This is a genomic window from Citrobacter sp. Cpo069, assembly GCF_030332785.1.
GTDB classification, from domain to species: domain Bacteria; phylum Pseudomonadota; class Gammaproteobacteria; order Enterobacterales; family Enterobacteriaceae; genus Citrobacter; species Citrobacter portucalensis.
Genome location: NZ_JAOWHD010000037.1, coordinates 41,226 through 67,083 on the forward strand (window position 1 = coordinate 41,226; position 25,858 = coordinate 67,083).

General features: G+C 54.3%; 23 protein-coding genes. 15 read left to right on the forward strand and 8 right to left on the reverse strand.

Going from position 1 to position 25,858, the window contains the following annotated elements; translation table 11 throughout:
* Positions 1–6: 6 nt before the first annotated feature.
* Positions 7–282: a DUF1471 family periplasmic protein YahO gene (gene yahO / locus OGY08_RS02815; RefSeq protein ID WP_032942474.1), complete on the forward strand. Its 276-nt coding sequence runs from the start codon at positions 7–9 to the stop codon at positions 280–282.
* 32 nt (positions 283–314) lie between these two features.
* Here the strand turns inward: yahO and prpR are convergent, their stop codons facing one another.
* Positions 315–1,925 carry a propionate catabolism operon regulatory protein PrpR gene (gene prpR, locus OGY08_RS02820; protein ID WP_125363719.1) on the reverse strand — a complete coding sequence of 537 codons (1,611 nt, stop codon included), beginning with the start codon at positions 1,923–1,925 and terminating at the stop codon, positions 315–317.
* 253 nt (positions 1,926–2,178) lie between these two features.
* Between prpR and prpB the strand changes: the two genes are divergently transcribed.
* The 4 genes from prpB (at position 2,179) to prpE (ending at position 7,729) form a co-directional block, all read left to right on the forward strand.
* On the forward strand, positions 2,179–3,060 hold the full coding sequence (gene prpB / locus OGY08_RS02825) for a methylisocitrate lyase (RefSeq protein ID WP_003830903.1): 882 nt from the start codon (positions 2,179–2,181) through the stop codon (positions 3,058–3,060).
* A gap of 80 nt (positions 3,061–3,140) precedes the next feature.
* On the forward strand, positions 3,141–4,310 hold the full coding sequence (gene prpC, locus OGY08_RS02830) for a bifunctional 2-methylcitrate synthase/citrate synthase (protein ID WP_008783864.1): 1,170 nt from the start codon (positions 3,141–3,143) through the stop codon (positions 4,308–4,310).
* Positions 4,311–4,350: 40 nt separating this feature from the next.
* The gene (locus OGY08_RS02835; protein ID WP_048214832.1) at positions 4,351–5,802 is read left to right on the forward strand and encodes a bifunctional 2-methylcitrate dehydratase/aconitate hydratase; all 1,452 of its coding nucleotides are present in this window, start codon (positions 4,351–4,353) and stop codon (positions 5,800–5,802) included.
* 40 nt (positions 5,803–5,842) lie between these two features.
* Positions 5,843–7,729, forward strand: coding sequence for a propionate--CoA ligase (gene prpE / locus OGY08_RS02840; RefSeq protein WP_057067078.1), 1,887 nt, complete (start codon positions 5,843–5,845; stop codon positions 7,727–7,729).
* 94 nt (positions 7,730–7,823) lie between these two features.
* On the opposite strand, the gene OGY08_RS02845 is transcribed toward prpE, so the two are convergent.
* From OGY08_RS02845 to OGY08_RS02855, 3 genes are all read right to left on the reverse strand, one after another.
* The gene (locus tag OGY08_RS02845) at positions 7,824–9,077 is read right to left on the reverse strand and encodes an MFS transporter (protein ID WP_125363718.1); all 1,254 of its coding nucleotides are present in this window, start codon (positions 9,075–9,077) and stop codon (positions 7,824–7,826) included.
* Positions 9,078–9,128: 51 nt separating this feature from the next.
* Positions 9,129–12,212 (reverse strand): beta-galactosidase, encoded by a 3,084-nt coding sequence (locus OGY08_RS02850; RefSeq protein WP_125363717.1) that lies wholly within the window; start codon positions 12,210–12,212, stop codon positions 9,129–9,131.
* A gap of 121 nt (positions 12,213–12,333) precedes the next feature.
* The gene (locus tag OGY08_RS02855) at positions 12,334–13,416 is read right to left on the reverse strand and encodes a LacI family DNA-binding transcriptional regulator (RefSeq protein ID WP_020996590.1); all 1,083 of its coding nucleotides are present in this window, start codon (positions 13,414–13,416) and stop codon (positions 12,334–12,336) included.
* A gap of 165 nt (positions 13,417–13,581) precedes the next feature.
* Here OGY08_RS02855 and OGY08_RS02860 point away from each other — a divergent pair, with 165 nt between their 5' ends.
* On the forward strand, positions 13,582–14,190 hold the full coding sequence (locus OGY08_RS02860) for a class I SAM-dependent DNA methyltransferase (protein ID WP_434219351.1): 609 nt from the start codon (positions 13,582–13,584) through the stop codon (positions 14,188–14,190).
* On the opposite strand, the gene OGY08_RS02865 is transcribed toward OGY08_RS02860, so the two are convergent.
* Together OGY08_RS02865 and OGY08_RS02870 are read right to left on the reverse strand one after the other, a co-directional pair.
* Entirely contained in the window at positions 14,187–15,137 is a 951-nt protein-coding gene (locus tag OGY08_RS02865; RefSeq protein ID WP_191226354.1) for a GlxA family transcriptional regulator, read from the reverse strand. The genes OGY08_RS02860 and OGY08_RS02865 overlap by 4 nt on opposite strands.
* 18 nt (positions 15,138–15,155) lie before the next feature.
* Entirely contained in the window at positions 15,156–15,932 is a 777-nt protein-coding gene (locus OGY08_RS02870) for an MBL fold metallo-hydrolase (protein WP_125363715.1), read from the reverse strand.
* A gap of 382 nt (positions 15,933–16,314) precedes the next feature.
* Here OGY08_RS02870 and OGY08_RS02875 point away from each other — a divergent pair, with 382 nt between their 5' ends.
* The 3 genes from OGY08_RS02875 (at position 16,315) to OGY08_RS02885 (ending at position 17,920) form a co-directional block, all read left to right on the forward strand.
* Positions 16,315–16,560, forward strand: a complete 246-nt coding sequence (locus OGY08_RS02875) for a YmjA family protein (RefSeq protein ID WP_003021350.1) — start codon at positions 16,315–16,317, stop codon at positions 16,558–16,560.
* An 86-nt stretch (positions 16,561–16,646) separates the two neighbouring features.
* The gene (locus OGY08_RS02880) at positions 16,647–17,123 is read left to right on the forward strand and encodes a cold-shock protein (RefSeq protein WP_003830914.1); all 477 of its coding nucleotides are present in this window, start codon (positions 16,647–16,649) and stop codon (positions 17,121–17,123) included.
* A 239-nt stretch (positions 17,124–17,362) separates the two neighbouring features.
* A complete protein-coding gene (locus OGY08_RS02885; protein WP_286565600.1) occupies positions 17,363–17,920 on the forward strand; it encodes a hypothetical protein in 558 nt (185 codons plus the stop codon).
* Positions 17,921–18,111: 191 nt separating this feature from the next.
* Here OGY08_RS02885 and OGY08_RS02890 read toward each other — a convergent pair whose 3' ends face one another.
* Positions 18,112–18,414 carry a putative quinol monooxygenase gene (locus OGY08_RS02890; protein ID WP_125362826.1) on the reverse strand — a complete coding sequence of 101 codons (303 nt, stop codon included), beginning with the start codon at positions 18,412–18,414 and terminating at the stop codon, positions 18,112–18,114.
* A 135-nt stretch (positions 18,415–18,549) separates the two neighbouring features.
* Positions 18,550–19,362, reverse strand: coding sequence for a DNA-binding transcriptional regulator (locus OGY08_RS02895; RefSeq protein ID WP_048226474.1), 813 nt, complete (start codon positions 19,360–19,362; stop codon positions 18,550–18,552).
* A 191-nt stretch (positions 19,363–19,553) separates the two neighbouring features.
* Here OGY08_RS02895 and OGY08_RS02900 point away from each other — a divergent pair, with 191 nt between their 5' ends.
* Genes OGY08_RS02900 through mhpE form a run of 6 tightly spaced genes read left to right on the forward strand, consistent with a single transcriptional unit; the run spans position 19,554 to position 25,835 of the window.
* Complete coding sequence (locus tag OGY08_RS02900; protein WP_048236001.1) at positions 19,554–21,218, forward strand: bifunctional 3-(3-hydroxy-phenyl)propionate/3-hydroxycinnamic acid hydroxylase; 1,665 nt, start codon at positions 19,554–19,556, stop codon at positions 21,216–21,218.
* Between the two features lies 1 nt (position 21,219).
* Complete coding sequence (gene mhpB / locus OGY08_RS02905; protein WP_048236000.1) at positions 21,220–22,164, forward strand: 2,3-dihydroxyphenylpropionate/2,3-dihydroxicinnamic acid 1,2-dioxygenase; 945 nt, start codon at positions 21,220–21,222, stop codon at positions 22,162–22,164.
* A 28-nt stretch (positions 22,165–22,192) separates the two neighbouring features.
* Entirely contained in the window at positions 22,193–23,059 is an 867-nt protein-coding gene (gene mhpC, locus OGY08_RS02910) for a 2-hydroxy-6-oxonona-2,4-dienedioate hydrolase (RefSeq protein ID WP_016149676.1), read from the forward strand.
* Positions 23,060–23,068: 9 nt separating this feature from the next.
* Complete coding sequence (gene mhpD, locus OGY08_RS02915) at positions 23,069–23,878, forward strand: 2-keto-4-pentenoate hydratase (RefSeq protein WP_008783878.1); 810 nt, start codon at positions 23,069–23,071, stop codon at positions 23,876–23,878.
* On the forward strand, positions 23,875–24,825 hold the full coding sequence (mhpF, locus tag OGY08_RS02920; protein ID WP_008783879.1) for an acetaldehyde dehydrogenase: 951 nt from the start codon (positions 23,875–23,877) through the stop codon (positions 24,823–24,825). Before mhpD ends, mhpF begins: the two co-directional genes overlap by 4 nt.
* The gene (gene mhpE, locus OGY08_RS02925) at positions 24,822–25,835 is read left to right on the forward strand and encodes a 4-hydroxy-2-oxovalerate aldolase (protein WP_125362827.1); all 1,014 of its coding nucleotides are present in this window, start codon (positions 24,822–24,824) and stop codon (positions 25,833–25,835) included. Before mhpF ends, mhpE begins: the two co-directional genes overlap by 4 nt.
* The last annotated feature ends 23 nt before the right edge of the window (positions 25,836–25,858 follow it).

Consider the following 25,858-nt stretch of genomic DNA (forward strand, 5'->3'; position numbering starts at 1 on the left):
TTTTATATGAAAACTGGAATTAAAGTACTTATTGGTGCGTTAGCTTTTGTTGTGACCAACGCGTACGCCGCGGAATTTATGACGAAGGTTGAGTTTGAAAAGGTTGAGTCTCAGTATACAAAAATCGGTGATATTTCAACGAGTAATGAAGTCTCTACTTCGGATGCTAAAGAAGACCTTCTGAAGAAAGCTGAAGAGAAAGGCGCTGACGTGGTGGTATTAACCTCCGGCCAAACGGATAACAAAATCCATGGCACAGCGAATATTTACAAGAAAAAATAACGTGCAGCTGTAAAAAATACGACACCCGTCGGTCATTGTACCGGCGGGGTTTCTTTTAATCTGCGCCAGAACGTGGTTCTGCTAATTCCGAGATAGCGTGCAGCCGCGGTTTTATCACCATTGAATTGTGCCAACACCTGTTGTGGCGTCAGCAATGACGATGCTTGCGGTGAGTCTGCAACAATGGCCAGTTCCGGTAACAGCTGTTGTAAAAAATCCACATTCAGCTCTGGCTGCGGCTCGACGCTTAAAAACAGTGCCAGACGTTCCATCATATTACGCAGTTCGCGGATATTCCCCGGCCAGCCATAATTCAGCAACGTCGGCTGACTTAACCCCAGCCCCTTGCGAACAGGCTCAGAAAACGGCACGTCCAGTTCCGCCAGCGACTGTTTTAAAAAGCCTTCCGCCAGTGGCAGGATATCGGGCAACCGCTCGCGCAGCGGCGGCAGCTTGAGGCGTAAAATGCTCAGGCGATAAAACAGATCGGTACGAAATTCCCCCAGTTTCATCTCCTGCTCCAGATTACAGTGCGTGGCGCTAATCACCCGGACATCGACCGGAATCGGCTGATGTCCTCCGACCCGGGTAACCTCTTTTTCTTCCAGCACACGCAGCAGTCGGGTTTGTAACGGCAGCGGCATCTCGCCTATCTCGTCAAGAAACAGGGTTCCGCCGTGAGCGATTTCAAACAGGCCCGCGCGCCCCCCTCGGCGAGAGCCGGTAAAGGCGCCATCCTCATAGCCGAACAGCTCCGCTTCCAGCAATGACTCGGTGATTGCCCCGCAGTTGACGGCAACAAACGGCGGTGAGGGTTTACCGCGCCGATTCTCCTGACGGGTGAAAAACTCACGGTGAATGGCCTGTGCGGCCAGCTCTTTACCCGTTCCTGTTTCGCCCTGAATGAGGACCGGCGCACGCGAACGGGCGTACAGCATAATGGTGTGCCGTACCTGTTCCATCTGCGCAGAGTGACCGCGCATATCTCCGAGCGCGTAGCGAGTGCGCAACGTATCGCCAGAGGCGTACTGACCGTTTCTGCGTAATGTCAAGCGGGTCATATCCAACGCATCGACAAAGGCCTGGCGCACGGTGGCCGCCGAATAGATAAAGATGCCGGTCATGCCTGCTTCTTCTGCCAGATCGGTAATCAACCCCGCACCAACTACCGCTTGTGTACCGCCAGCCTTCAGCTCGTTGATTTGCCCACGAGCATCTTCCTCGGTGATATAGCTGCGCTGTTCAAGCTGCAAATTGAAGGTTTTTTGAAACGCGAGAAGCGCCGGGAGGGGTTCCTGATAGGTAATGACGCCAATCGACGAGGTGAGTTTTCCCGCTTTTGCCAGCGCCTGTAGCACGTCGAATCCGCTGGGTTTAATCAGGATCACCGGAATCGATAAACGGCTTTTCAGATATGCGCCGTTGGAGCCTGCCGCAATGATGGCATCGCAACGCTCGGTGGCCAGCTTCTTACGGATATAGGCCACCGCTTTTTCGAAACCAAGCTGAATGGGGGTGATGGTCGCCAGATGGTCGAACTCCAGACTGATGTCGCGAAACAGTTCAAACAGGCGGGTGACCGAGACTGTCCAGATAACCGGTTTATCGTCGTTCACTCGCGGCGGTAGATGCGTATCTGCCATAACTAACCCCAAAAATTAAGGAACCGAGTAGTAGGGTTTAGTTGTGTTTCATAAATGTTGCAATGAAACGTGAAGGAACGTTTCATGAAACGATAGCTGACACGCTTTTGTGCAACAAAAATAGAAACATTGGATTTAACCTGTTGTTTTAAAATATAAAAAATTAAATCGAAGAGAAAATAAGCTCCCTGGCATACCCCTTGCTTTAGAAATATCAACGAACGATAACAAGTTGATAACAAGAGGACGGGATATGTCTCTACACTCCCCAGGGCTGGCGTTTCGCGCTGCGCTCACTAAAGAAAACCCATTACAAATCGTTGGCACCATCAACGCCAACCACGCTCTGCTGGCTCAACGTGCCGGGTATCAAGCGATTTATCTCTCCGGCGGCGGTGTCGCTGCGGGGTCGCTGGGTCTGCCGGATCTCGGCATTTCTACCCTTGATGATGTGCTGACTGATATTCGTCGCATTACGGATGTTTGCCCGCTGCCATTGCTGGTGGATGCGGATATTGGTTTTGGATCGTCTGCATTCAACGTGGCGCGTACCGTCAAGTCGATTTCCAAAGCGGGTGCTGCTGCGCTGCATATTGAAGATCAGATCGGCGCCAAGCGCTGCGGTCATCGCCCGAACAAGGCGATCGTCTCGAAAGAAGAGATGGTCGACAGGATCCGCGCAGCCGTTGATGCGCGCACCGATCCCAACTTTGTGATTATGGCGCGGACCGATGCGCTGGCGGTGGAAGGGCTAGAGGCTGCCATCGATCGTGCCCAGGCGTATGTCGAAGCGGGCGCTGACATGCTGTTCCCGGAAGCCATTACCGAACTTGCGATGTACCGCCAGTTTGCCGATGCGGTACAGGTACCAATTCTCGCCAACATTACTGAGTTTGGCGCCACACCGCTGTTTACCACCGATGAACTGCGCAGCGCGAACGTTGCGATGGCGCTATACCCGCTGTCAGCTTTCCGCGCCATGAACCGCGCGGCGGAGAAGGTTTACAACGTGCTGCGTCAGGAAGGTACGCAAAAGAACGTTATCGACATTATGCAGACGCGCAACGAGCTGTATGAAAGCATCAATTACTACCAGTTCGAAGAGAAACTCGACGCGTTGTACACAAAAAAGTAACCGTCGTAGGCCGGATAAGGCGTAGCCGCCATCCGGCAATAAATTAGTACCCTACTTATTACAATAATGACGAGGACAACATGAGCGACACAACGATCCTGCAAAATAGTACCCATGTCATTAAACCCAAAAAATCGGTTGCGCTGTCAGGCGTCGCTGCCGGAAATACTGCCTTATGTACCGTGGGTAAAAGCGGTAACGATCTGCACTATCGTGGCTACGATATTCTTGACCTGGCGCAACAGTGTGAATTTGAAGAAGTTGCGCATCTGCTGATTCACGGGAAATTACCCACCCGCGATGAGCTCACCGCCTATAAAAGCAAACTGAAAGCGCTGCGCGGATTGCCCGCTAACGTGCGTACCGTACTGGAAGCGCTGCCTGCCGCCTCGCATCCGATGGACGTGATGCGCACTGGTGTTTCCGCGCTGGGTTGTACGCTGCCGGAAAAAGAAGGACATACCGTCTCCGGCGCACGCGATATTGCCGACAAACTGCTGGCTTCGCTCAGTTCTATCCTCCTGTACTGGTATCACTACAGCCATAACGGCGAGCGCATTCAGCCGGAAACCGACGATGATTCTATTGGCGGTCACTTCTTGCATTTGCTGCATGGTGAGAAGCCATCACAAAGCTGGGAAAAGGCGATGCACATTTCGCTAGTGCTGTACGCCGAGCACGAGTTTAACGCTTCTACCTTCACGGGGCGTGTGATTGCGGGAACTGGCTCTGATATGTACTCCGCGATTATCGGTGCGATTGGCGCACTGCGTGGGCCGAAACACGGCGGAGCGAATGAAGTATCGCTGGAGATCCAGCAACGCTATGAAACGCCGGATGAAGCCGAAGCAGATATCCGTAAACGCGTTGAAAATAAAGAAGTGGTGATTGGCTTTGGTCACCCGGTTTACACCATCGCCGACCCGCGCCACCAGGTGATCAAGAGCGTGGCGAAACAGCTTTCTCAGGAAGGCGGTTCGCTGAAAATGTACAACATCGCCGACCGCCTGGAAGAGGTGATGTGGGAAACGAAAAAGATGTTCCCCAACCTCGACTGGTTCTCGGCAGTCTCTTACAACATGATGGGCGTCCCCACTGAAATGTTCACACCACTGTTCGTTATCGCCCGCGTCACTGGCTGGGCGGCGCACATCATCGAACAGCGTCAGGACAACAAAATTATCCGTCCTTCCGCCAACTATACCGGCCCGGAAGATCGCGTATTTGTCTCGATTGAAAAACGTTGCTAATGCAAAACCTCTAAAGATAAAAAAACAGGAAATGTACCCTATGTCTGCACATATTTCGAACGTCCGCCCTGAATTTGACCGTGAAATCGTTGATATCGTTGATTATGTCATGAACTACGAGATCACCTCGAAGGTGGCGTATGACACCGCGCATTATTGCCTGCTTGATACCCTTGGCTGTGGCCTGGAAGCGCTGGAATATCCGGCCTGTAAAAAACTGCTGGGGCCGGTTGTACCGGGTACCGTCGTCCCGAACGGTGTGCGCGTACCTGGTACCCAGTTCCAGCTCGATCCGGTGCAGGCGGCGTTTAACATCGGTGCGATGATCCGCTGGCTGGACTTTAACGACACGTGGCTGGCCGCAGAATGGGGTCATCCTTCCGATAACCTCGGCGGTATTCTGGCGACGGCTGACTGGCTGTCGCGCAATGCGGTGGCGGTGGGTAAAGCGCCGTTAACCATGAAAAAAGTGTTAACCGGAATGATTAAAGCCCATGAAATTCAGGGCTGTATCGCGCTGGAAAACTCCTTCAACCGCGTCGGTCTGGATCACGTCCTGCTGGTAAAAGTCGCCTCCACGGCGGTGGTTGCCGAGATGCTTGGCCTGAACCGGGATGAAATTCTCAACGCCGTCTCGCTGGCGTGGGTCGACGGTCAGTCGCTGCGTACCTATCGTCATGCGCCGAATACCGGCACGCGTAAATCCTGGGCGGCTGGCGATGCCACCTCACGTGCTGTACGTCTGGCGCTGATGGCGAAAACCGGTGAAATGGGATATCCATCTGCACTGACGGCGAAAACCTGGGGCTTCTATGATGTCTCTTTCAAAGGCGAATCTTTCCGCTTCCAGCGCCCGTACGGTTCGTACGTGATGGAAAACGTGTTGTTTAAAATTTCCTTCCCGGCAGAGTTCCACTCGCAGACCGCGGTAGAAGCGGCGATGACGCTGTACGAGCAGTTACAGGCTGCAGGTAAGACCGCTGCCGATATCGAAAAAGTGACCATTCGTACGCACGAAGCCTGTATCCGCATCATCGATAAAAAAGGCCCGTTGAATAACCCGGCGGATCGTGACCACTGCATCCAGTACATGGTGGCTATCCCGCTGCTGTTCGGACGCTTAACGGCGGCAGATTACGAAGACGGCGTGGCGCAGGATAAACGCATTGATGCACTGCGTGAAAAGATTAACTGCTTCGAAGATCCGGCCTTTACTGCCGATTACCACGACCCTGAAAAACGCGCCATCGCGAATGCCATCACGCTTGAATTCACCGACGGCTCACGCTTTGAAGAAGTGGTAGTGGAATACCCAATTGGCCACGCGCGCCGTCGTAACGACGGTATGCCGAAGCTGGTCGAGAAGTTCAAAATTAACCTGGCGCGTCAGTTCCCGACCCGTCAGCAGCAGCGCATCCTGGATGTCTCCCTGGACAGAGCCCGCCTGGAGCAGATGCCGGTCAATGAGTATATGGACCTTTATGTAATCTAAACCTGCGTGCGGCAAGGCGTAAGTTCAACAGGAGAGCATTATGTCTTATAGCGAGTTTTATCAACGTTCTATTACGCAGCCGGAGTCGTTCTGGGCCGAGCAGGCCCAGCGTATTGACTGGCAGCAGCCGTATACGCAGGTGCTGGACCACAGTAATCCGCCGTTTGCCCGCTGGTTTTGCGGTGGTACGACCAATCTGTGCCACAACGCCATTGACCGCTGGCTGGAGAAACAGCCTGACGCGCTGGCGCTGATTGCTGTGTCATCAGAAACCGAAGAAGAACGCACGTTTACCTTTCGTCAGCTGTATGACGAAGTGAACGTCGCGGCGGCGATGTTGTTGTCGCTGGGCGTACAGCGTGGCGATCGGGTACTGGTTTATATGCCGATGATCGCCGAGGCGCACATTACGCTGCTGGCCTGCGCGCGCATTGGGGCGATCCATTCGGTGGTGTTCGGTGGTTTCGCCTCGCACAGCGTAGCGGCGCGTATCGACGACGCCCGACCGGTGGTTATCGTGTCGGCGGATGCCGGGGCGCGCGGCGGTAAAGTCCTGCCGTATAAAAAGCTGCTCGATGATGCGATCGATCAGGCGCAGCATCAGCCGCGTCATGTGGTATTAGTCGATCGCGGTCTGGCGAAAATGGCGCGGGTAGAGGGGCGAGACCTCGACTTTGCCACGCTGCGCCAGCAGCATCTCGGCGCGCGGGTACCGGTTGCCTGGCTGGAGTCGAACGAAACGTCCTGCATTCTCTACACCTCCGGGACAACTGGTAAACCGAAAGGCGTCCAGCGCGACGTTGGCGGCTACGCGGTCGCGCTGGCGACCTCGATGGACACCATTTTCGGCGGTAAAGCGGGCGGTGTGTTCTTCTGCGCGTCGGATATCGGCTGGGTAGTTGGGCATTCGTATATCGTGTATGCCCCGCTGCTGGCGGGGATGGCGACAGTGGTTTACGAAGGGTTGCCAACGTATCCAGACTGTGGCGTATGGTGGAAAATTGTTGAGAAGTATCAGGTCAGCCGGATGTTCTCCGCCCCAACCGCCATCCGCGTGCTGAAGAAATTCCCGACCGCGCAAATCCGCAATCACGATCTCTCCTCGCTGGAGGTGCTGTATCTGGCGGGTGAGCCGCTGGATGAACCGACCGCCAGTTGGGTAACGGAAACGCTGGGCGTCCCGGTTATCGACAACTACTGGCAGACTGAATCCGGTTGGCCGATTATGGCGATCGCTCGCGGGCTGGACGACCGCCCGTCGCGGCTGGGTAGCCCAGGCGTGCCGATGTACGGATATAACGTGCAGTTGCTCAATGAGGTGACCGGTGAGCCCTGCGAAGCGAATGAAAAGGGCATGCTGGTGATTGAAGGGCCGCTGCCGCCGGGCTGTATCCAGACTATCTGGGGTGATGACGCGCGGTTTGTGAATACCTACTGGTCGCTGTTTTCTCGTCAGGTGTACGCCACCTTTGACTGGGGTATTCGCGATGCGGACGGCTATTACTTCATCCTTGGTCGTACGGATGATGTCATCAACGTGGCCGGGCATCGGTTGGGGACGCGTGAGATAGAGGAGAGTATTTCCAGCTATCCGAACGTTGCCGAAGTGGCTGTGGTCGGCGTGAAGGATGCGCTGAAGGGGCAGGTCGCGGTCGCGTTTGTCATTCCGAAACAGAGCGACAGCCTTGAAGATCGCGACATCGCACATTCGGAAGAGAAGGCGATTATGGCGCTGGTGGACAGTCAGATTGGTAATTTTGGCCGCCCGGCGCATGTCTGGTTTGTATCGCAGTTGCCGAAAACGCGCTCTGGCAAAATGCTCAGACGGACGATCCAGGCGATCTGTGAAGGCCGCGATCCTGGCGATCTAACGACCATTGACGATCCCGCGTCGTTGCAGCAAATTCGTCAGGCGATCGAAGAGTAACATCGTGTGATGCCCGGTGGCGCAATGCTTACCGGGCCTTTTAGTATCGTAGGCCGGATAAACCACGTGAGTGGTGCATCCGGCAAAGAGGCTTTTACAGCGCGACGCTTTCGCGACGACGCCGCAGGGAAAACGGCCCCGGACCGCTAAGGGTAAATACGGAAATCAGCGTAAAGCTCAGCGCAATAATCCCCAGCACCAGATAAGCTCCCTGGAAACCAATACTCTCATACATTTTCCCGGCCAGAACTGACATGAAAATCATGGCTAACTGTTTGAAGAAACAGAAACACACCAGATAAATCGTGGCCGAGAAACGTACTTCGAACTGGCTGGTGATGTATTTGAAGCAGCCGACGATCAGGAACGGTATCTCAAACATATGCAGCGTTTTGAGAATAACGACCTCCAGTGCAGTGGTGGCGAATGAGGAGCCAATAATCCTTACCGACATGATCATACCGGCCAGCAGCAGGGCGTTCTTTCCGCCAATTCGGTTCACAATCAGCGGTGCAAAGAACATGATCGAGGCATTGAGTAATTCTCCCATCGTCGTGACGTAGCCAAACACGCGGGTGCCCTGTTCGCCGGTGGCAAAGAATGAGGTAAAGAAGTTGGCGAACTGCTGGTCAAACACATCGTAAGTACAGGAAACGCCGACCACATACAGGGAGAGGAACCAAAGTTTCGGTTGTTTAAATAACTCCAGCGCCAGCTTCAGGCTGAATGCCGAGTTATTGGCGCCTACCGCATCCGCGACTTTTGCAGAAGAGGGGGCATCTGTTTTTGAAAATAATAGCAGTATTGCCAGAATGACCGCACAGCCAGAGCCTAACCAGAAGACGAATTGGTTATTGATGGTGAACATAATTCCGGCAATCGAGGCGCACAGCGCCCAGCCCACGCAGCCAAACATGCGCGCGCGACCAAATTCAAAGTTGCTTCTGCGGCTGGCTTTTTCAATGTAGGCTTCAATCGCTGGGGCACCGGCATTGTAAATAAAGCCAAGGTAAATCCCGCCGACAATTGAACCCAGTAAAATATTAACCTGCAATAATGGGCCAAATACGTAAATAAAGAACGGGGCAAACATTATCAGCATGCCGGTAATTACCCACAGCAGATGTTTACGCAGGCCAAGCTTATCGGACAGTAGCCCGAAAATTGGCTGAAATAACAAAGAAAACAGTGAGATACAGGCGAAGATGATGCCGGTATCGCCTTTGCTGATATGGTTTACATCGTGTAACCAGATAGGGAAGAAGGGGAAATACGCACCCATAATAAAAAAGTAAAAGAAGAAGAAAAAGCCAAACATCCAAAAGTTAGTGTTTTTTAAATAATACATAACAGACTTCCTATAAATGCGGGCAGGTATCAACCTGCCCTGCTTATATTATTATTTTTGGCCCCAGACGAACTGGAAGTGGTAGCGTCCGGCGCTCAGCTGGAATTCCGGCGACACGGAAGGACTCCACGAATCATCGCCGCCGACGCCCATATGGAAGCCATCAATATTGAGCCAGGTGCCCGCCTCAGGTTGCAGCAGATGGCGGTGGCTGGTTTCCATCAGTTGCTGCTGGCTAAAGCGGCTGATGTTGAACAGGAAGTCTCCGCGCCACTGGTGCGCACCGTAGTACAGTTCGCGCGTACCGCAGCGCAGACCGTTTTCGCTCGGGAAAACATACGGGGTGTACATCTCATCAAGCGACAGATCCCAGCGATCGAAACAGGCGGCGCCCAGACGGTCCGGGTAGTTCTCATGCGGGCCGAGACCTAACCAGTTCACTCGCTCCGCAACCTGCGCCAGCTGGCATCTCAGGCCGATGCGGGCCGGATGTGGCGTACTGCTGGCAACGTCGACATCCACCGTTACCTGCATTTCACCATTGCCGTCAATACGGTAGCTTTTTCGGCTGACGAACAGCGTTTCGCCCTGATACTGCCACGCATGTTCGGTGGTGATCAGTACCGCATTGCTCAGCGTATCGGCAGCACAGTGCAGTAACGTTGCTTCAGCCTGATAGTGACCGGCGGCCTTCCAGCGTTCAACCCAGGCGTTAGGGTCGATGCGGGTTGACTCGCTCACGCCGATGTCGTTGTCCAGCGGCGCGCGGGTGAACTGGTCAGTAAGCGGGCTTACCAACTGGGCTTCATCGCTAATCCAGTATTGTGTTAGCAGGCCGGAATGACGATCGAATTGCCAGCGTGTGTTGTTGGCCACCACGGTAAAATTGCTCTCACTAACATCCAGCTGTGGTGCGCTGCTGCCGCGTGATAGACGTACCAGGCTGAGCTTCTCTTCCAGCTTCCACTGTTGCCAGGCGCTGATATGCCCGGCTTCTGACCATGCGGTCGCCTGAGGCTGCTCTACGCGCACCGTCAGCCACAGTTCGCCTGCGGTGTCCGGCATCGGAACGTTCGGCAGGGTAATCACCTGGCGGCCCTGTGGGGCGATATCCAGAACGATTTCTCCGGCGGCCAGCGGGTTGCCGTCCAGGGCAATCGACCAGTGCAGAACTTCGTTATCGCTGCGGCGGAACAGATATTCGCTGGTCACTTCAATCTGGCGTTCAGCGCCCGGCTGTAACGTGAACTGGAAAAACTGCTGTTCATGTTTGGCCTCATATAACGCCGGATGCGGAGTGCGATCGGCGAACACCAGCCCGTTCATGCAAAACTGACGATCGTTAGGCGTGTCGCCAAAATCGCCACCGTAGGCTGACCATGCTTTGCCGTTCTCATCATATTTGGTCAGCGACTGATCCACCCAGTCCCAGACAAATCCGCCCTGCAGGCGCGGATACTGACGGAACGCTTGCCAGTATTTGGCGAAGCCGCCAAAGCTGTTGCCCATAGCGTGGGCGTATTCACAAAGGATCAGCGGACGCTGTTCGCCGGGCATCGACAGCCACTTTTTAATCGACCATTTGGGTACTGCGGGGAAGGGCTGATCCTGATCGACGCGGGCGTACATCGGGCAAATAATGTCGGTGGCGGCAGTATCAGCTCCACCGCCCTCGTACTGCACCGGACGTGACGGGTCTTCTGATTTTATCCAGCGGTAGAGCGCGTCGTGATTGATGCCATGGCCGGATTCATTGCCCAGTGACCAGATAATAATGCTCGGGTGGTTGCGATCGCGCTGCACCATGCGCGTGACGCGCTGGCTCATGGCAGGCAACCATGCGGGATCGTCGGTGAGGCGATTCATCGGCACCATGCCGTGGGTTTCAATGTTGGCTTCGTCGACTACATACAGGCCGTAACGATCGCACAGGGTGTACCACAGCGGATGGTTCGGGTAATGGGAACAGCGCACGGCGTTGAAGTTATTCTGCTTCATCAGGATGATGTCCTGCACCATCGTCGCCTCATCCATCACCTGGCCGTTGACCGGATGGTGCTCATGGCGGTTGGTACCGCGAATCAACAGCGGCTTGCCGTTTAACAGCAACAGGCCGTTTTCGATACAAACCTGACGAAAACCAACGTCACAGGCTTCCGCTTCAATCAGTACTCCGCCTGCGGTGTGTAACTGCACAACGGCGCGGTACAGATTGGGTGTTTCGGCACTCCACAGAGCCGGTTTTTCGACGTTCAGACGCAGAGTTACCCGGTCATGATAAGCGCCGCGTTCATCAATGATCTCACTGCCGAGCGGCGAGGTCGTTTCGCGGGTGAGCGTTTCACCTTCCCACAATTGCAGGGTGACGCGTAAATCTTCGCTCTCGTTGCCACCCACTCTGACTTCCGCTTCCAGCGTGGCGCGGCTGAAGTCGTCATTAAAACGGGTATTAATGCGCAGGTCGCGGATTTGCGTAGTGGGCTTATGCAGCAGGGAGACATCGCGAAAAATACCGCTCATGCGCCACATGTCCTGGTCTTCCAGATAGCTGCCGTCGCTCCAGCGCAGCACCATCACAGCCAGACGGTTTTCGCCGCGCAGCAGATAATCGCTAAGATCAAACTCAGACGGCAGACGGCTATCCTGACCGTAGCCGACCCAGCGACCGTTGCACCACAGATGAAACGCGGAGTTCACGCCGTCAAAAATAATGCGCGTCTGACCTTCCTCTAACCACGCGTCTTCGATATTAAATGTGAGCGAGTAACATCCTGTCGGGTTCTGTGCCGGAACGTACGGAGGATTCACCGGGATTGGGTAGGTGACGTTGGTATAAATTGGCGCATCATAACCGTCCATCTGCCAGTTAGAGGGGACGTTGACGGTGTCTGTCTGTGGCAGATCGCTTGTCAGCCAGCTTTCTGGCACAGCCTCCGGCGCGGCAAACCAGGCAAATTGCCACTGGCCATTCAGCGCGCGTAACTGACTCGAACGCTGATTGGTACGTGCATCATCCGCTGAGCGCCAGCTACAGAATGGCGGATGTGCTTCCAGCCGGTTGAGCTGCGTGACGCCGGGATTTTCCCAGTCGCGGCGGGCCAGAACAGCGGAGAGTGAATCTGTGTTCAGGTTCATAACGGTATCCTGTTTGAATTTGTTACTCGCTCACAATTTCAATCAAAATACGAACAAGCGCTCCTTGCTGTAAAGGATGGGGCGTTCAATAAGTGAACTGACTCACACAATTGTTATGCGTTCACAATTTGGGTGTGAGCTGAGAAACTTGCCGCGCCAGCTGGATCAGTGAATCAGCCAGCGCCTGGGGAGTGGTGGTTTGCGTATCGGGAGGCAGAACCGTTTTGCGCTTGACCAGGGTGACGGGAAGCAGTTGGTTACCCACGCTGGAGCCGCCACGGGGGAGTTGCAATAGCCTGTCGACGCTGGTTTCACCCAGCAACGGAAAATCCTGCCTGATGGTGGTCAGCGGTGGGATGTAACAGGCGCTGTCTTCGGTGTCATCGTAGCCAATTACCGATATATCCACTGCAACCCGCAGACCGAACTCGCTGATTGCCCGCATCGCGCCCAGCGCCATTTGATCGTTAGCGACCAGCATGGCGGTAGGGAGGTTACCGTTATTCAGCATGTGCATCGTTTGCTGAAAACCAGACATCGCGCTCCAGTCGCCTTCCAGCTCCACAACGGGTTGTAGCTGGTAATGTGCCAGATACTTGTGCCAGCCCGCATGCCGAAGCCTTGCCGAAACGGAAGTGTGCGGCCCGCTCAGCAGGGCGATCCGTTGATGTCCGTGCTGCACCAGATGTTCAACGCCAAGGCGCGCGCCGTCGTCATGAGAGAAAATCACGCTGTTAATTGGCGTCAGGTCAGAGACATCGAGAAACAGCACCGGCACCGTACCGCAGGCAGCGGCCACGGCAATGGCATCTTCTTCATCCAGCGGATAGTTGATGATAAGCCCGGTTACGCGTTGAGAAAGCAGATTGTGGACCGCGGCTTTACAGGACTCAACGCCGCTGCGCTCGACCATGGCGATCACCACGCTGGCACCGGACTGGTCGGCGCGGGATTTTATGGCAGCAACGATTTGTGAGGGGGCATGCAGGGCAAGGTTTGCCGTCACAACGCCAATCAGTGGCGTCTGTTTGCCAGCCAGCTGCTGTGCAACGCGGTTAGGAATGTAATTGAGTTCCGCCATCGCGGCCTCAACTTTCTGTCGGGTTTTTGCGGAAACGTGGCTGGCCTGGTTCACGACGCGAGAGACGGTCTGGTAAGAGACACCTGCATGGTCTGCCACATCGTATAGCGTTACCGGTTTCACGTTTATCACCCCTGTCATGACGTTATCTGTGCGCTATGATGCCACAGCGGGACGGGTTTGGGGGATTTGCGCATGGGTTCTGCGAGGCGCATTCCAGGGTTTGAGGATAGCGTGCTGAAGGATTTATCGCCGTTATACCTAACAGAAGAAAAAAGCGAGGACATTGTGAGCGATTCTGCGGCAAAAAATATTCTGTCCATCTACCGACGCCATGCGGATGCTTTTGCCAGCCAGCGCTCGCGCACCTTGTTCGAGAAAAGCTGGCTCGATAAATTTATTTCCGTGATGGGCGGGCAGGGCAGCATTGTGGATATTGGCTGCGGCAACGGTCAGCCGATCGCCGGTTATTTTATCCAGCAAGGTTTTCAGCTTACCGGCGTTGATGGTTCCCCGGCGATGCTGGCGCGGGCCCGAAACACTTTTCCCGCACAGCGCTGGCTGGAACAGGATATGCGCGAGTTGGCACTCAATGAGACTTTCGATGGACTGATCGCCTGGGACAGCTTTTTCCATTTAACTCAGCAGGACCAGCAAAAGATGTTCCCGATTTTTGACCGCCTCAGCCATCCCGGCAGCGCGCTGATGTTTACCAGCGGTACGGACAACGGCATCGCGATGGGGCAATTTGAAGGTGAGCCGCTGTTTCACGCCAGCCTCGCGCCGGATGAATACCGCACACTGCTGTCAGCACACGGTTTTGCGGTGGTCGAGATGGTGATGGAAGATCCGCACTGCGCCGGGCACACCATCTGGCTGGCGCAAAAAAGAGGCTAATCACCGCGAAAGGTTTTACGCCATTCAGCCGGGCTAACGCCAAAGTGGGATTTAAAATGCTGGCGCCAGGTGACGGGCGACTGAAAACCAACCTGTTCTGCGATGCGTTCAACGGGTAACTGGCTGGACTCCAGCAACGTCTGGCTACGGCGCAGGCGCTCGGCAATCAACCATTCGGCCACGCTTGACCCTGTGGCCTTCATAAAATGACGGGTGAGGGTGCGACGGCTCATCATCACCCGTTGCGCCAGCTCGTCAAGATTATGTGATTCATGGAGATGCTGGCGCAAATAGTCGAGCAGGACATTGATGCGCTGATCTTTGGTATTTTTCGCCACCGGTTGCTCGATAAACTGTGCCTGGCCGCCCTCGCGATGTGGCGGCACAATCATCCGTCTGGCAATCTGATTCGCCACCGTGCTGCCAAAACGCTGGCGAATGACGTACAGGCAGCAATCCAGCGCAGCGGCGGTGCCTGCCGAGGTAATAATACCGTCGTCATCCACGTACAGCGCGTTGATATCCAGATGAGCTGCCGGAAAGCGGGCCTGAAAATCCTGCTCGAACTCCCAGTGCGTAGCCGCCCGTTTGCCATCCAGCAGACCGGCGTAGCCGAGGACAAACGCACCCAGGCATAACCCAACAATCTGCGCGCCGTTTTGTCGCGCACGATTGAGCGCATCAAGCAGGCTTTGTGGTGGCCGATGTGCCGTGGTACCCCACCAGGGGATCACCACAATGTCGGCGGCCTCCACCGCTTCATAGCCGTAGGCTGCGTTAATGGAGAAGCCATCCTGCGAGGAAACGATGCCCGGCTGTTCTGCACACAGTTGCACCTCAAAACGCTTTTTCGTCGCCACTTTGTCACTGAAAATAATGCATGGCACCGAGAAGTGAAACGGGCTGAAATATTCCACGGCAACAATGGCGACGTTAAGCGGTTGCATACGAGTCCTCTGTGGAGTTTAAAACGTCAGGGTTTCGCCATCTTCCGGCACGTTAACGAATTGCGCAATCTGGTTGTCGCAGGCGTACTCTTTCAAGGCCGCGCGGGTCAGCAGACAGTGGTTAATCGCCTCCATGTGGGTCGCCACAATTTGTGCTTCGGGCAGCGTGAAGTGGGTTTTTAGCACATCTTCCGCGCCCATGATAATTGGGCCAAACCCGATAACGTGAGCAAAGCCTGCGTTCAGAATGACCACGCCTGGCTGGAAAGTCCGCATGTTGGTTTCCACCTCGTCGCGCCAGATGGTGTCCCCGACCAGATACAGCGTTTTTTCCGCCGGATGCTGGAAGATAACTCCGCAGGCATCACCCAGACGCTCAGCCATTTGCGGGATGGCGTAAGCGCGATCCGAACCGTGCTGGCCGCCGGTTTTACGCAGGGTGATATCACCAAGCGCAGTGTTTTGCGTCAGTACGGTCAGTTGCGTGAAACCTTGTTCCCGCAGTACCTGCGCATCGCGATCGTTTTGCACATAAATCGATTTGTCTTTCGGTACGACACGAGCCGCGGCTTCATCCCAGTGGTCTTCATGCAGATGGGTCACGATCAGCGCATCAACGTTGAGCAGGGTGTCGATATCGACAGGCAGATCAACGGTCGGGTTGCGGATCTCGGCGCGTGCCGTACCGGCAAAGCCCGGATAAGTACCTTTTGCCGCCAGCATAGGGTCGATCAGAAAGGTTTTGCCACCAAAAGTGATGTGCTGCGTAGCGTTACGGATTTGCGTGATGTTCATGGTGTTTGCTCCACGTGTTGGGTCAGTGGTGTCATCGTAGAGTGTTGTCCAGAAGATGAATGTGGGCAAATGGGCGACTAGCGATGGGATTGGGCCAACTGCGGATTACAGATGTCGATAATGTAATTAGAATTAAAGTAATTTAATATTTCCTTGGTGGCTCGTTATTTAATAAGTAGCTATTATATCGAACTGAATAAGAATGCTGTTATTTAAATACGGAAAGGTTTATTAAATGCGAAGTTGTGCCGGAAAACATTATTGATATATGTAATGCATAGTGACCAATAAAACAGATCGCGAACCATGAAATAAGAATGCTATCATTCACACCAGACGCGGCAGGCAACTGCTGGCACACGCATTTACCCCGGAGCAACTGATGAACAACGACATTCCGCTAAAATATTATGATATCGCCGACGAGTACGCGACCGAGGCCGCAAAGCCGGTGAGCGACACAGAACGTGACGCGCTGGCGCACTACTTCCAGCAGCTGATCACCCGTTTGATGAACAACGAAGAGATCAGCGAAGAAGCGCAGCAGGAGATGGCTACCGTGGCAGGTGTCGACGCTCAGCGTATCGATGATATTGCGGAGTTCCTCAATCGTTGGGGTAACGAGTAGCCAAAGACATGGCCTGTGTTTTACACTGCGCGCAAATTGAGTAGGTATACTCTACAAGTAATAGGTTTAATCAGGCGGAAACAGCAATGAACGGAACAATCACAACGTGGTTTAAAGATAAAGGCTTTGGATTTATCAAAGATGAAAACGGCGACAACCGCTATTTTCATGTGATTAAGGTTGCTAATCCTGAGCTGATCAAGAAAGACGCGGCGGTGACTTTTGAGCCCACCACCAACAACAAAGGCTTGTCTGCCTACGCGGTAAAAGTCATACCAGACAGCAAGTACATCTATATTGCAGGCGAGCGTCTGAAGCTCACCTCGATCAAGTCATTCCTGGTCTACAGCGAAGAAGTCCCTGTAGAGACCCGTATCGACAAAGAAAATGCTGTGCTGTCTGTCGGCGTGCTGATGAACAGCATCCGACCGAAATCAGACGTAAAGCCTGGTGAAATGCGCACGCTGAAAAAGCTGGCCATCACTACCTTCCAGGGCACGACGCTGATCTTCTCGGAAGATGAAATCGACATCGACGCGACGGTGAAACTGCTTAAAGTCTGAAACCCTTCGGACTGAATAAAAACCGGAACGCTGCTCTTTTCAGGAGCGGGTTTCGGTTTTTTTTTGATATGTGTAATTTACGTGATTCAGGTATGTAGTGATAAAATTAGTAGGTAGCAATCCGTTTCTGAATAGGTATATATTATCCGTATTAAATAAATATGATCGCCAACTATTTGCAGATTAGTAGCACGGTTAACTAATAGTGATTCACCGATATAACTAATGGGGTAATATAAGTGATTTTTAAAAAAATATGGAAAGCTATATCTTCTGAATATATACCATCGGCCATTTGCTTTTTTCTCCTTGCAAAAATGGATTATGAAATAATATCTATCTGGCCACAGAATGAATCGGTTGATGACAGAATTAAACTTTCTTTACTATTCATTCATTTGGTGATGATTTTAGTGATGTTTACTCCGCTAATTAATCGGTTTTTGTCACGAGTAGACAATGAGAAAATTGAAAGGTTTATAGCTCTTCCGCAGAAAGATAAAAACATCACATACATCGATTATTATGATTTTCTGAGCGGGCTTGCTTTATCAGCATTTTACTTATCTATCCTTATTTTTACAATGAAGAGTATTTACGAAGAAGCAGGATGGATAATTTCTGGTATTTATATATTTACAATGTTTGTGTCTTCTATTTCTATTGCTGCATTGTCATTGCTTAGATTTATCTGGTTATTTACAAAGTTTAATAATTATATATATTGGTTTATTGTTTTACTTGCGAGCAGTATGTGTATGGCAGTTATTGGTGCCGCGATGAAAATGGCCTCGTAAAAATGCGCTTAATATCTGGAACAGTGATGATTCCGTTTTGTAATCCGTGGGATGCATTGTTGCAAAGCTTAAAGCCTCTTTTGAAGAGGCTTTAAGCCCTCAGCGACCAGGGAAGTAAAAGACTGTCTTTCCTGGTGTTGAGCATTCTGCCAAAAACATAATTAACAGTATTCCAACTACTTTCTTCATTATCACGAGACTGCCGGATTTACCACGTCATCCATCAGTATGTAACGTGCTTCCTGGCGCGTGTATTGATCGATTAATGGTACAAGTCGCTGGAAATGCTTGCTGGCACAATGTTCATCGAGAGCCGCGTGGTTTGGCCATTCTTCGATAAAAATAAAATGCCCCGGATCTTTTTCATCAATATAGAGGTCGTAAGCAATGCAGTGCGGTTCTTTCTTCGTTGCCGCTATTAGCTCACGATACAACGGGAGAACAGTTTCAATATACTCAGGTTTGATGAAATCCTCAGCAATGACCTTTAACATGCAGCCTCCTGGCAGAAAACGAATGCACACTATGTAATGAAGATATTTTTTGGACAAGAGGTCACAGAGTTTTATCGGCCGGATAGTGAGTTATGCCAGCTATCAATCAGATGATCCGCATAACTGTGATCCATCTCACCTCCCGGCAACCAAAATCTCCTGCGATTCGACGCCGTCCTCTATCTGTTTCGCCACCTTTTGTAAGGCCGGAAGATGCTTTTCCGCGGCCTGTTCGATGGTCATGGCGCTGGCCATATACACCAAATTCAGGCAGCCGATCACCCGCTGTTCGCTGCGGATGGGGACGGCGATAGAAGCGATTTTCTCCTCCTGATCCCAACCGCGAAAGTTCTGCCCAAAACCGTCTTTTCGCGCGCGGGTCAAAATGGCATTGAGCTTCAGCGGCTCGCGCGCAAGCTGGAACTCTTCTCCCGATCGGGAGGCAAGCATTTCAATCAGTTCCTGCCGTTCATTCTCCGGGCAAAATGCCAGCCAGGTCAGGCCGGATGCGGTTTTCAGCAGTGGCAAACGACGCCCTACCATCGCCCGGTGAAACGACAGACGGCTGAAACGGTGGGTGGTTTCACGTACCACCATCGCGTCCACATCCAGCGTGGAAACGTCGGTCGGCCAGATGACCTCGCGCAGCAAATCTCCCAGCAGCGGGGCGGCGAGTGCAGAAATCCACTGCTCGTCACGAAACCCCTCGCTGAGCTGGCGGACTTTAATGGTTAAGCGAAAGCTGTCATCGGACAGGCTGCGCCGGACGTAACCCTCATCCTGCAGGGTTTCCAGCAGCCGTCTGACCGTGGTGCGATGCAGGCCGCTTAACTCAGCAAGCAAGCCAACACTGGCCCCACCATCGAGCCGGTTTAACATATTTAATAACATTAATCCGCGCGTTAATCCGCGTACGGTTTTGTACTCAGTGCTCTCGTCATTTTTCATATTCATTGACAAATCTACAGGTAAAACAACGTTGTGCACTTAGTGCACATCCTGGCATGTTTTGATTGTAGCGCAAAAACTCGCTTCTATACTGACCGCACAACAAAAAATTATTCACATATTTTTAACAAAACAAATTGCGCCTCACCAGGGTCCGCAATTGCGTTTTGTCCGAGTCGTGAGGTTCTGAAATGACAACAAAAAACCCGGATATCCAACCCGCTGTGCAGCATACCGCGCAGGTGGCGATTGCCGGTGCTGGTCCGGTAGGGCTGATGATGGCCAACTATCTTGGGCAGATGGGCATTGAGGTGTTGGTAGTGGAGAAGCTCGACACGCTGATCGACTATCCTCGCGCCATCGGCATTGACGATGAAGCGCTGCGCACTATGCAGTCTGTGGGGCTGGTCGAGAACGTTTTGCCGCACACCACACCGTGGCACGCAATGCGCTTTCTCACCCCGAAAGGCCGCTGTTTTGCTGATATCCAGCCGATGACCGACGAATTTGGCTGGTCGCGCCGCAATGCTTTTATTCAGCCGCAGGTGGACGCGGTGATGTTGGAAGGGTTGTCGCGTTTTCCCAACGTGCGCTGCCTGTTCTCCCGCGAGCTGGAGGCCTTCAGCCAACAAAACGGCGAAGTGACGCTAAATCTGAAAGCGCCAGACGGTCAACGTGAAACGGTGAAGGCTCAGTGGCTGGTGGCCTGCGACGGCGGCGGCAGCAACGTCAGACGTTCTCTGAACGTGCCGTTTGAAGGTAAAACCGCGCCGAATCAGTGGATTGTGGTGGATATCGCCAACGATCCGCTCAGCACGCCGCATGTGTATTTGTGCTGCGATCCGGTGCGCCCGTATGTCTCTGCCGCGCTGCCGCACGCGGTGCGCCGTTTTGAGTTTATGGTTATGCCGGGGGAAACCGAAGCGCAGCTTAGCGAGCCGCAGAATATGCGCCAGTTACTGAGCAAAGTGCTGCCGAACCCGGACAACGTCGAGCTGATCCGCCAGCGCGTGTATACCCATAATGCTCGTCTGGCCGAACGTTTTCGTATTGACCGCGTGCTGCTGGCGGGCGATGCGGCGCACATTATGCCGGTCTGGCAGGGTCAGGGATACAACAGCGGCATGCGCGATGCTTTCAACCTGGCATGGAAACTGGCGCTGGTGATTAACGGTAAAGCCGACGATGCGCTGTTGGATACCTACCAGCAGGAACGCCGCGACCACGCCAAAGCGATGATCGACCTCTCCGTGACCGCTGGCAACGTACTTGCGCCGCCCAAACGCTGGCACGGCGCGGTACGCGATGGGGTTTCCTGGCTGTTGAACTATATTCCGCCGGTCAAACGTTACTTCCTTGAAATGCGGTTTAAGCCGATGCCGCAGTACCACGCCGGGGCGCTGGTGCGTGAAGGCGACGCGAAAACTTCACCGGTCGGCAAGATGTTTATCCAGCCGAAGGTGACGCTGGAATCGGGCGAAGTGACGTTGCTCGACAACGTCATCGGACCGAATTTCGCGGTGATTGGCTGGGGCTGTAACCCACTATGGGGCATGAGCGAGGCGCAGATCCAACAGTGGCAGGCGCTGGGGACGCGTTTTATCCAGGTCGTGCCGGATACGCAGATACATACCGATCAGGATAACCACGACGGCGTTACCCGCATAGGCGATACGCAAAACCGCCTGCGCGCGTGGTTTGCCCAGCACAACGCCGCGCTGGTAGTCATGCGCCCGGACCGCTTCGTGGCCGCCATCGCCATTCCGCAAACCCTGGGCAGCACCCTGAATAAACTGGCGTCGGTGATGACGCTCACTCACGCTACTGCCGACATTCCTGTTGAAAAGGTTGCCTGATATGCACGCTTATCTTCACTGTCTTTCCCACTCGCCGCTGGTGGGCTATGTCGACCCGGCACAGGCTGTGCTCGACGAGGTTAACGGCGTGATCGCCAGCGCTCGGGCACGTATTGCGGCGTTCGAACCTGAACTGGTCGTGCTGTTTGCCCCCGATCACTACAACGGATTTTTCTACGACGTGATGCCGCCGTTCTGTTTAGGCGTTGGAGCTACGGCGATCGGCGATTTTGGTAGCGCGGCGGGGGAATTACCGGTGCCGACAGATCTGGCTGAAGCCTGCGCCCACGCGGTAATGAAAAGCGGTATCGATCTCGCCGTGTCCTACAACATGCAGGTCGATCATGGCTTCGCGCAGCCGCTGGAGTTTTTGCTCGGCGGCCTGGATAAGGTGCCGGTGCTGCCAGTGTTTATTAACGGCGTCGCCACGCCGCTGCCGGGCTTTCAGCGTACCCGCATGCTCGGTGAAGCGATTGGCCGTTTCGCCAGCTCGCTGAATAAGCGCGTGCTGTTTTTAGGCTCCGGCGGGCTATCGCACCAGCCGCCGGTACCGGAGCTGGCGAAGGCCGATGCCCATATGCGTGACCGCCTGCTCGGCAGCGGCAAACAGTTACCTGAAAACGAGCGCGAGCTACGCCAGCAGCGGGTGATCAGCGCCGCCGAGAAGTTTGTGGTCGATCAAAACACGCTACACCCGCTTAACCCTGTCTGGGATAACCGTTTTATGACCCTGCTTGAGCAGGGGCGTTTGCAGGAGTTGGATGCGGTCAGTAACGAAGAGCTGTCCGCGATGGCGGGCAAATCAACGCACGAAGTTAAAACCTGGGTTGCCGCCTTTGCCGCCATTTCTGCCTTTGGCAACTGGCGCAGCGAAGGCCGTTATTACCGCCCGATCCCGGAGTGGATCGCCGGATTCGGCTCCCTGAGCGCCACTACGCAGAACTAAAACAGAACTGAATATGCAGGAGAACATCATGACTTACCAACCGCAAACCGAAGCCGCTACCAGTCGTTTTCTGGAGGTGCAGGAAGCAGGCGAAACCCTACGCGTGCATTTCAATGACTGTGGGCAGGGCGAAGAGACCGTCGTGCTGCTGCACGGATCCGGTCCTGGCGCGACGGGCTGGGCAAACTTCAGCCGCAATATCGATCCGCTGGTACAGGCCGGATACCGGGTGATCCTGTTGGATTGTCCTGGCTGGGGCAAAAGCGATGGGATCGTTAACCGCGGTTCGCGATCCGATCTCAACGCCCGCATCCTGAAAAGCGTGGTCGATCAGTTGGATATTCAAACAGTCCACCTGCTGGGTAACTCGATGGGCGGTCACAGTGCTGTGGCGTTTACCCTGAGCTGGCCGGAGCGCGTGGGCAAACTGGTGCTAATGGGTGGCGGAACGGGCGGCATGAGCCTGTTTACCCCGATGCCGACCGAAGGTATCAAGCGCCTGAATCAGCTGTATCGCGAGCCGACCATCGAGAATCTGAAGCTGATGATGGAGATCTTTGTCTTCGACACCAGCGACCTGACCGAGGCGTTGTTTGAGGCGCGCCTGAATAACATGCTGTCGCGTCGCGATCACCTGGAAAACTTTGTCCAGAGCCTGGAGGCCAACCCGAAACAGTTCCCGGATTTCAGCCCGCGTCTGGGTGAAATCAAAGCTCAGACTCTGATTGTCTGGGGACGCAATGACCGCTTTGTACCGATGGATGCCGGTCTGCGCCTGCTCTCCGGAATTGCCGGTTCTGAGCTGCATATCTACCGCGACTGCGGGCACTGGGCGCAGTGGGAACATGCGGATGCCTTTAACCAACTGGTGCTGAACTTCCTCGCACGCCCTTAAGGAACGGACATGACGAATCGTAATCTTGAGCAGCTAGCCGCCGATTTACGTCAGGCTGAAGAAAAAGGGGAAGCCATCGCCCCACTGCGTGAATTGATTGGTGTGGATAACGCCGAAGCGGCCTACGCCATTCAGCGCATCAACGTGCAGTACGACGTGGCGCGCGGGCGTCGCGTGGTCGGGCGCAAAGTGGGGCTGACGCACCCGAAAGTGCAGCAACAGCTGGGTGTCGATCAACCGGACTTCGGTACGCTGTTTGCTGATATGTGTTATGGCGATAACGAAACCATCCCGTTTTCCCGTGTGCTGCAACCGCGTATTGAAGCCGAAATTGCGCTGGTGCTGAACCGCGATCTGCCCAATACCGACACCACTTTTGACGAGCTTTACAACGCCATAGAGTGGGTACTTCCCGCGCTGGAAGTGGTCGGCAGCCGTATCCGCGACTGGTCGATCAAATTTGTTGATACCGTGGCGGATAACGCCTCCTGTGGCGTGTATGTGGTCGGCGGTCCGGCACAGCGTCCGGCAGGATTAGATCTGAAAAACTGCGCGATGAAAATGACGCGCAACAACGAAGAGGTCTCCAGCGGGCGCGGCAGCGAATGCCTGGGACATCCGATCAACGCCGCCGTCTGGCTAGCGCGCAAAATGGCCAGCCTCGGCGAGCCGCTGCGTGCGGGAGACATTATTCTCACCGGAGCGTTAGGCCCGATGGTGGCGGTGAATGCGGGCGATCGTTTCGAAGCCTATATCGACGGTATTGGTTCAGTCGCCGCCACCTTTTCAGCGGCGGTTACAAAAGGAAGTCAGTCATGAGTAAGCGTAAAGTCGCTATTATCGGCTCCGGCAACATCGGTACCGATTTGATGATAAAAATTTTGCGTCACGGCGTGCATCTGGAAATGGCGGTGATGGTCGGTATCGATCCAGAATCTGATGGCCTGGCGCGTGCCCGACGCATGGGCGTTGCCACCACCCATGAAGGGGTGAAAGGGCTTATCGACATGCCGGAATTCGCTGATATCGACATTGTGTTTGACGCCACCAGCGCAGGCGCGCATGTGAAGAACGACGCCGCGCTACGTGCCGTTAAACCAGGCATCCGCCTGATCGACCTGACGCCCGCGGCAATCGGTCCTTACTGCGTGCCGGTGGTGAATCTGGCAGCCAACGTTGATCAGCAGAACGTCAATATGGTGACCTGCGGCGGACAGGCGACCATCCCAATGGTGGCGGCAGTTTCTCGCGTGGCAAAAGTCCATTACGCCGAGATTATCGCCTCGATCGCCAGTAAATCGGCGGGGCCAGGTACCCGTGCCAATATCGACGAGTTTACCGAAACTACCTCGAAGGCGATTGAAGTGGTCGGCGGCGCGGCAAAAGGCAAAGCCATTATTGTCCTTAACCCGGCCGAACCGCCGCTGATGATGCGTGACACGGTGTATGTGCTGAGCGAAGCGGCCTCTGAGGTTGAAGTTGAAGCTTCGATTAATGAGATGGCGGCGGCGGTGCAGGCCTACGTGCCGGGCTATCGCCTGAAACAGCGTGTCCAGTTTGAAGTCATCCCGGAAGATAAACCGGTGAATCTGCCGGGTATCGGCCAGTTCTCTGGGCTAAAAACTGCGGTGTATCTGGAAGTGGAAGGCGCGGCGCACTATTTACCAGCCTACGCGGGCAACCTCGACATTATGACCTCCAGCGCGCTGGCGACCGCTGAGAAGATGGCGCAGTCCCTCGCTCGTCAGGCAGGAGAAGCAGCATGAACGGTAAAAAACTCTATATCTCTGACGTGACCCTGCGCGACGGTATGCACGCTATTCGTCATCAATATTCGCTGGAGAATGTGCGCCAGATAGCCAAAGCGCTGGACGACGCACGGGTTGATTCTATTGAAGTGTCCCACGGCGACGGTTTACAAGGTTCCAGCTTTAACTACGGCTTTGGTGCGCACAGCGACCTGGAGTGGATTGAAGCGGCGGCGGACGTGGTGAAGCATGCCAAAATTGCCACGCTGTTGCTGCCGGGTATCGGCACTATTCATGACCTGAAAAATGCATATCAGGCCGGCGCACGGGTAGTGCGCGTGGCGACCCACTGCACTGAAGCGGATGTGTCGGCCCAGCATATTCAGTATGCGCGTGAGCTTGGCATGGATACCGTCGGCTTTCTGATGATGAGCCATATGACCACACCGGAGAACCTGGCACAGCAGGCGAAGCTGATGGAAAACTACGGCGCGACCTGTATTTATGTGGTCGATTCCGGCGGCGCAATGAACATGAGCGATATTCGCGCCCGCTTCCGCGCACTGAAAGCGGTGCTGAAGCCGGAAACAGAAACCGGAATGCATGCGCATCACAACCTGAGTCTTGGGGTGGCGAACTCCATTGCCGCAGTAGAAGAGGGGTGTGACCGTGTCGACGCCAGCCTGGCAGGGATGGGCGCAGGCGCGGGCAACGCACCATTGGAGGTATTTATCGCCGCTGCGGATAAGCTTGGTTGGCAGCACGGAACCGATCTCTATGCACTGATGGACGCCGCCGACGATTTAGTGCGTCCACTACAAGACCGCCCGGTGCGGGTGGATCGTGAAACGCTGGCGCTGGGCTATGCCGGGGTGTACTCCAGCTTCCTGCGTCATTGCGAAGTGGCGGCAGCACGTTATGACCTGAGCGCAGTAGATATTCTGGTGGAACTGGGCAAACGTCGGATGGTGGGCGGCCAGGAAGATATGATCGTCGACGTAGCGCTGGACCTGCGCAACCGCAAATAAAAATGATTACGCGGCTGGCAACG

Bases quoted from the DNA above. Each gene is read 5' to 3' on its own strand.
- OGY08_RS02900 (WP_048236001.1), top strand. From the start codon at position 19,554: ATGACAACAAAAAACCCGGATATCCAACCCGCTGTGCAGCATACCGCG.
- OGY08_RS02835 (WP_048214832.1), top strand. From the start codon at position 4,351: ATGTCTGCACATATTTCGAACGTCCGCCCTGAATTTGACCGTGAAATC.
- OGY08_RS02870 (WP_125363715.1), bottom strand. From the start codon at position 15,932: ATGAACATCACGCAAATCCGTAACGCTACGCAGCACATCACTTTTGGT.
- OGY08_RS02875 (WP_003021350.1), top strand. From the start codon at position 16,315: ATGAACAACGACATTCCGCTAAAATATTATGATATCGCCGACGAGTAC.
- mhpC (WP_016149676.1), top strand. From the start codon at position 22,193: ATGACTTACCAACCGCAAACCGAAGCCGCTACCAGTCGTTTTCTGGAG.
- OGY08_RS02850 (WP_125363717.1), bottom strand. From the start codon at position 12,212: ATGAACCTGAACACAGATTCACTCTCCGCTGTTCTGGCCCGCCGCGAC.
- mhpB (WP_048236000.1), top strand. From the start codon at position 21,220: ATGCACGCTTATCTTCACTGTCTTTCCCACTCGCCGCTGGTGGGCTAT.
- prpC (WP_008783864.1), top strand. From the start codon at position 3,141: ATGAGCGACACAACGATCCTGCAAAATAGTACCCATGTCATTAAACCC.
- OGY08_RS02845 (WP_125363718.1), bottom strand. From the start codon at position 9,077: ATGTATTATTTAAAAAACACTAACTTTTGGATGTTTGGCTTTTTCTTC.
- OGY08_RS02880 (WP_003830914.1), top strand. From the start codon at position 16,647: ATGAACGGAACAATCACAACGTGGTTTAAAGATAAAGGCTTTGGATTT.
- OGY08_RS02865 (WP_191226354.1), bottom strand. From the start codon at position 15,137: ATGCAACCGCTTAACGTCGCCATTGTTGCCGTGGAATATTTCAGCCCG.
- mhpD (WP_008783878.1), top strand. From the start codon at position 23,069: ATGACGAATCGTAATCTTGAGCAGCTAGCCGCCGATTTACGTCAGGCT.
- yahO (WP_032942474.1), top strand. From the start codon at position 7: ATGAAAACTGGAATTAAAGTACTTATTGGTGCGTTAGCTTTTGTTGTG.
- prpE (WP_057067078.1), top strand. From the start codon at position 5,843: ATGTCTTATAGCGAGTTTTATCAACGTTCTATTACGCAGCCGGAGTCG.
- OGY08_RS02890 (WP_125362826.1), bottom strand. From the start codon at position 18,414: ATGTTAAAGGTCATTGCTGAGGATTTCATCAAACCTGAGTATATTGAA.
- mhpF (WP_008783879.1), top strand. From the start codon at position 23,875: ATGAGTAAGCGTAAAGTCGCTATTATCGGCTCCGGCAACATCGGTACC.
- mhpE (WP_125362827.1), top strand. From the start codon at position 24,822: ATGAACGGTAAAAAACTCTATATCTCTGACGTGACCCTGCGCGACGGT.
- prpR (WP_125363719.1), bottom strand. From the start codon at position 1,925: ATGGCAGATACGCATCTACCGCCGCGAGTGAACGACGATAAACCGGTT.
- OGY08_RS02895 (WP_048226474.1), bottom strand. From the start codon at position 19,362: ATGAAAAATGACGAGAGCACTGAGTACAAAACCGTACGCGGATTAACG.
- prpB (WP_003830903.1), top strand. From the start codon at position 2,179: ATGTCTCTACACTCCCCAGGGCTGGCGTTTCGCGCTGCGCTCACTAAA.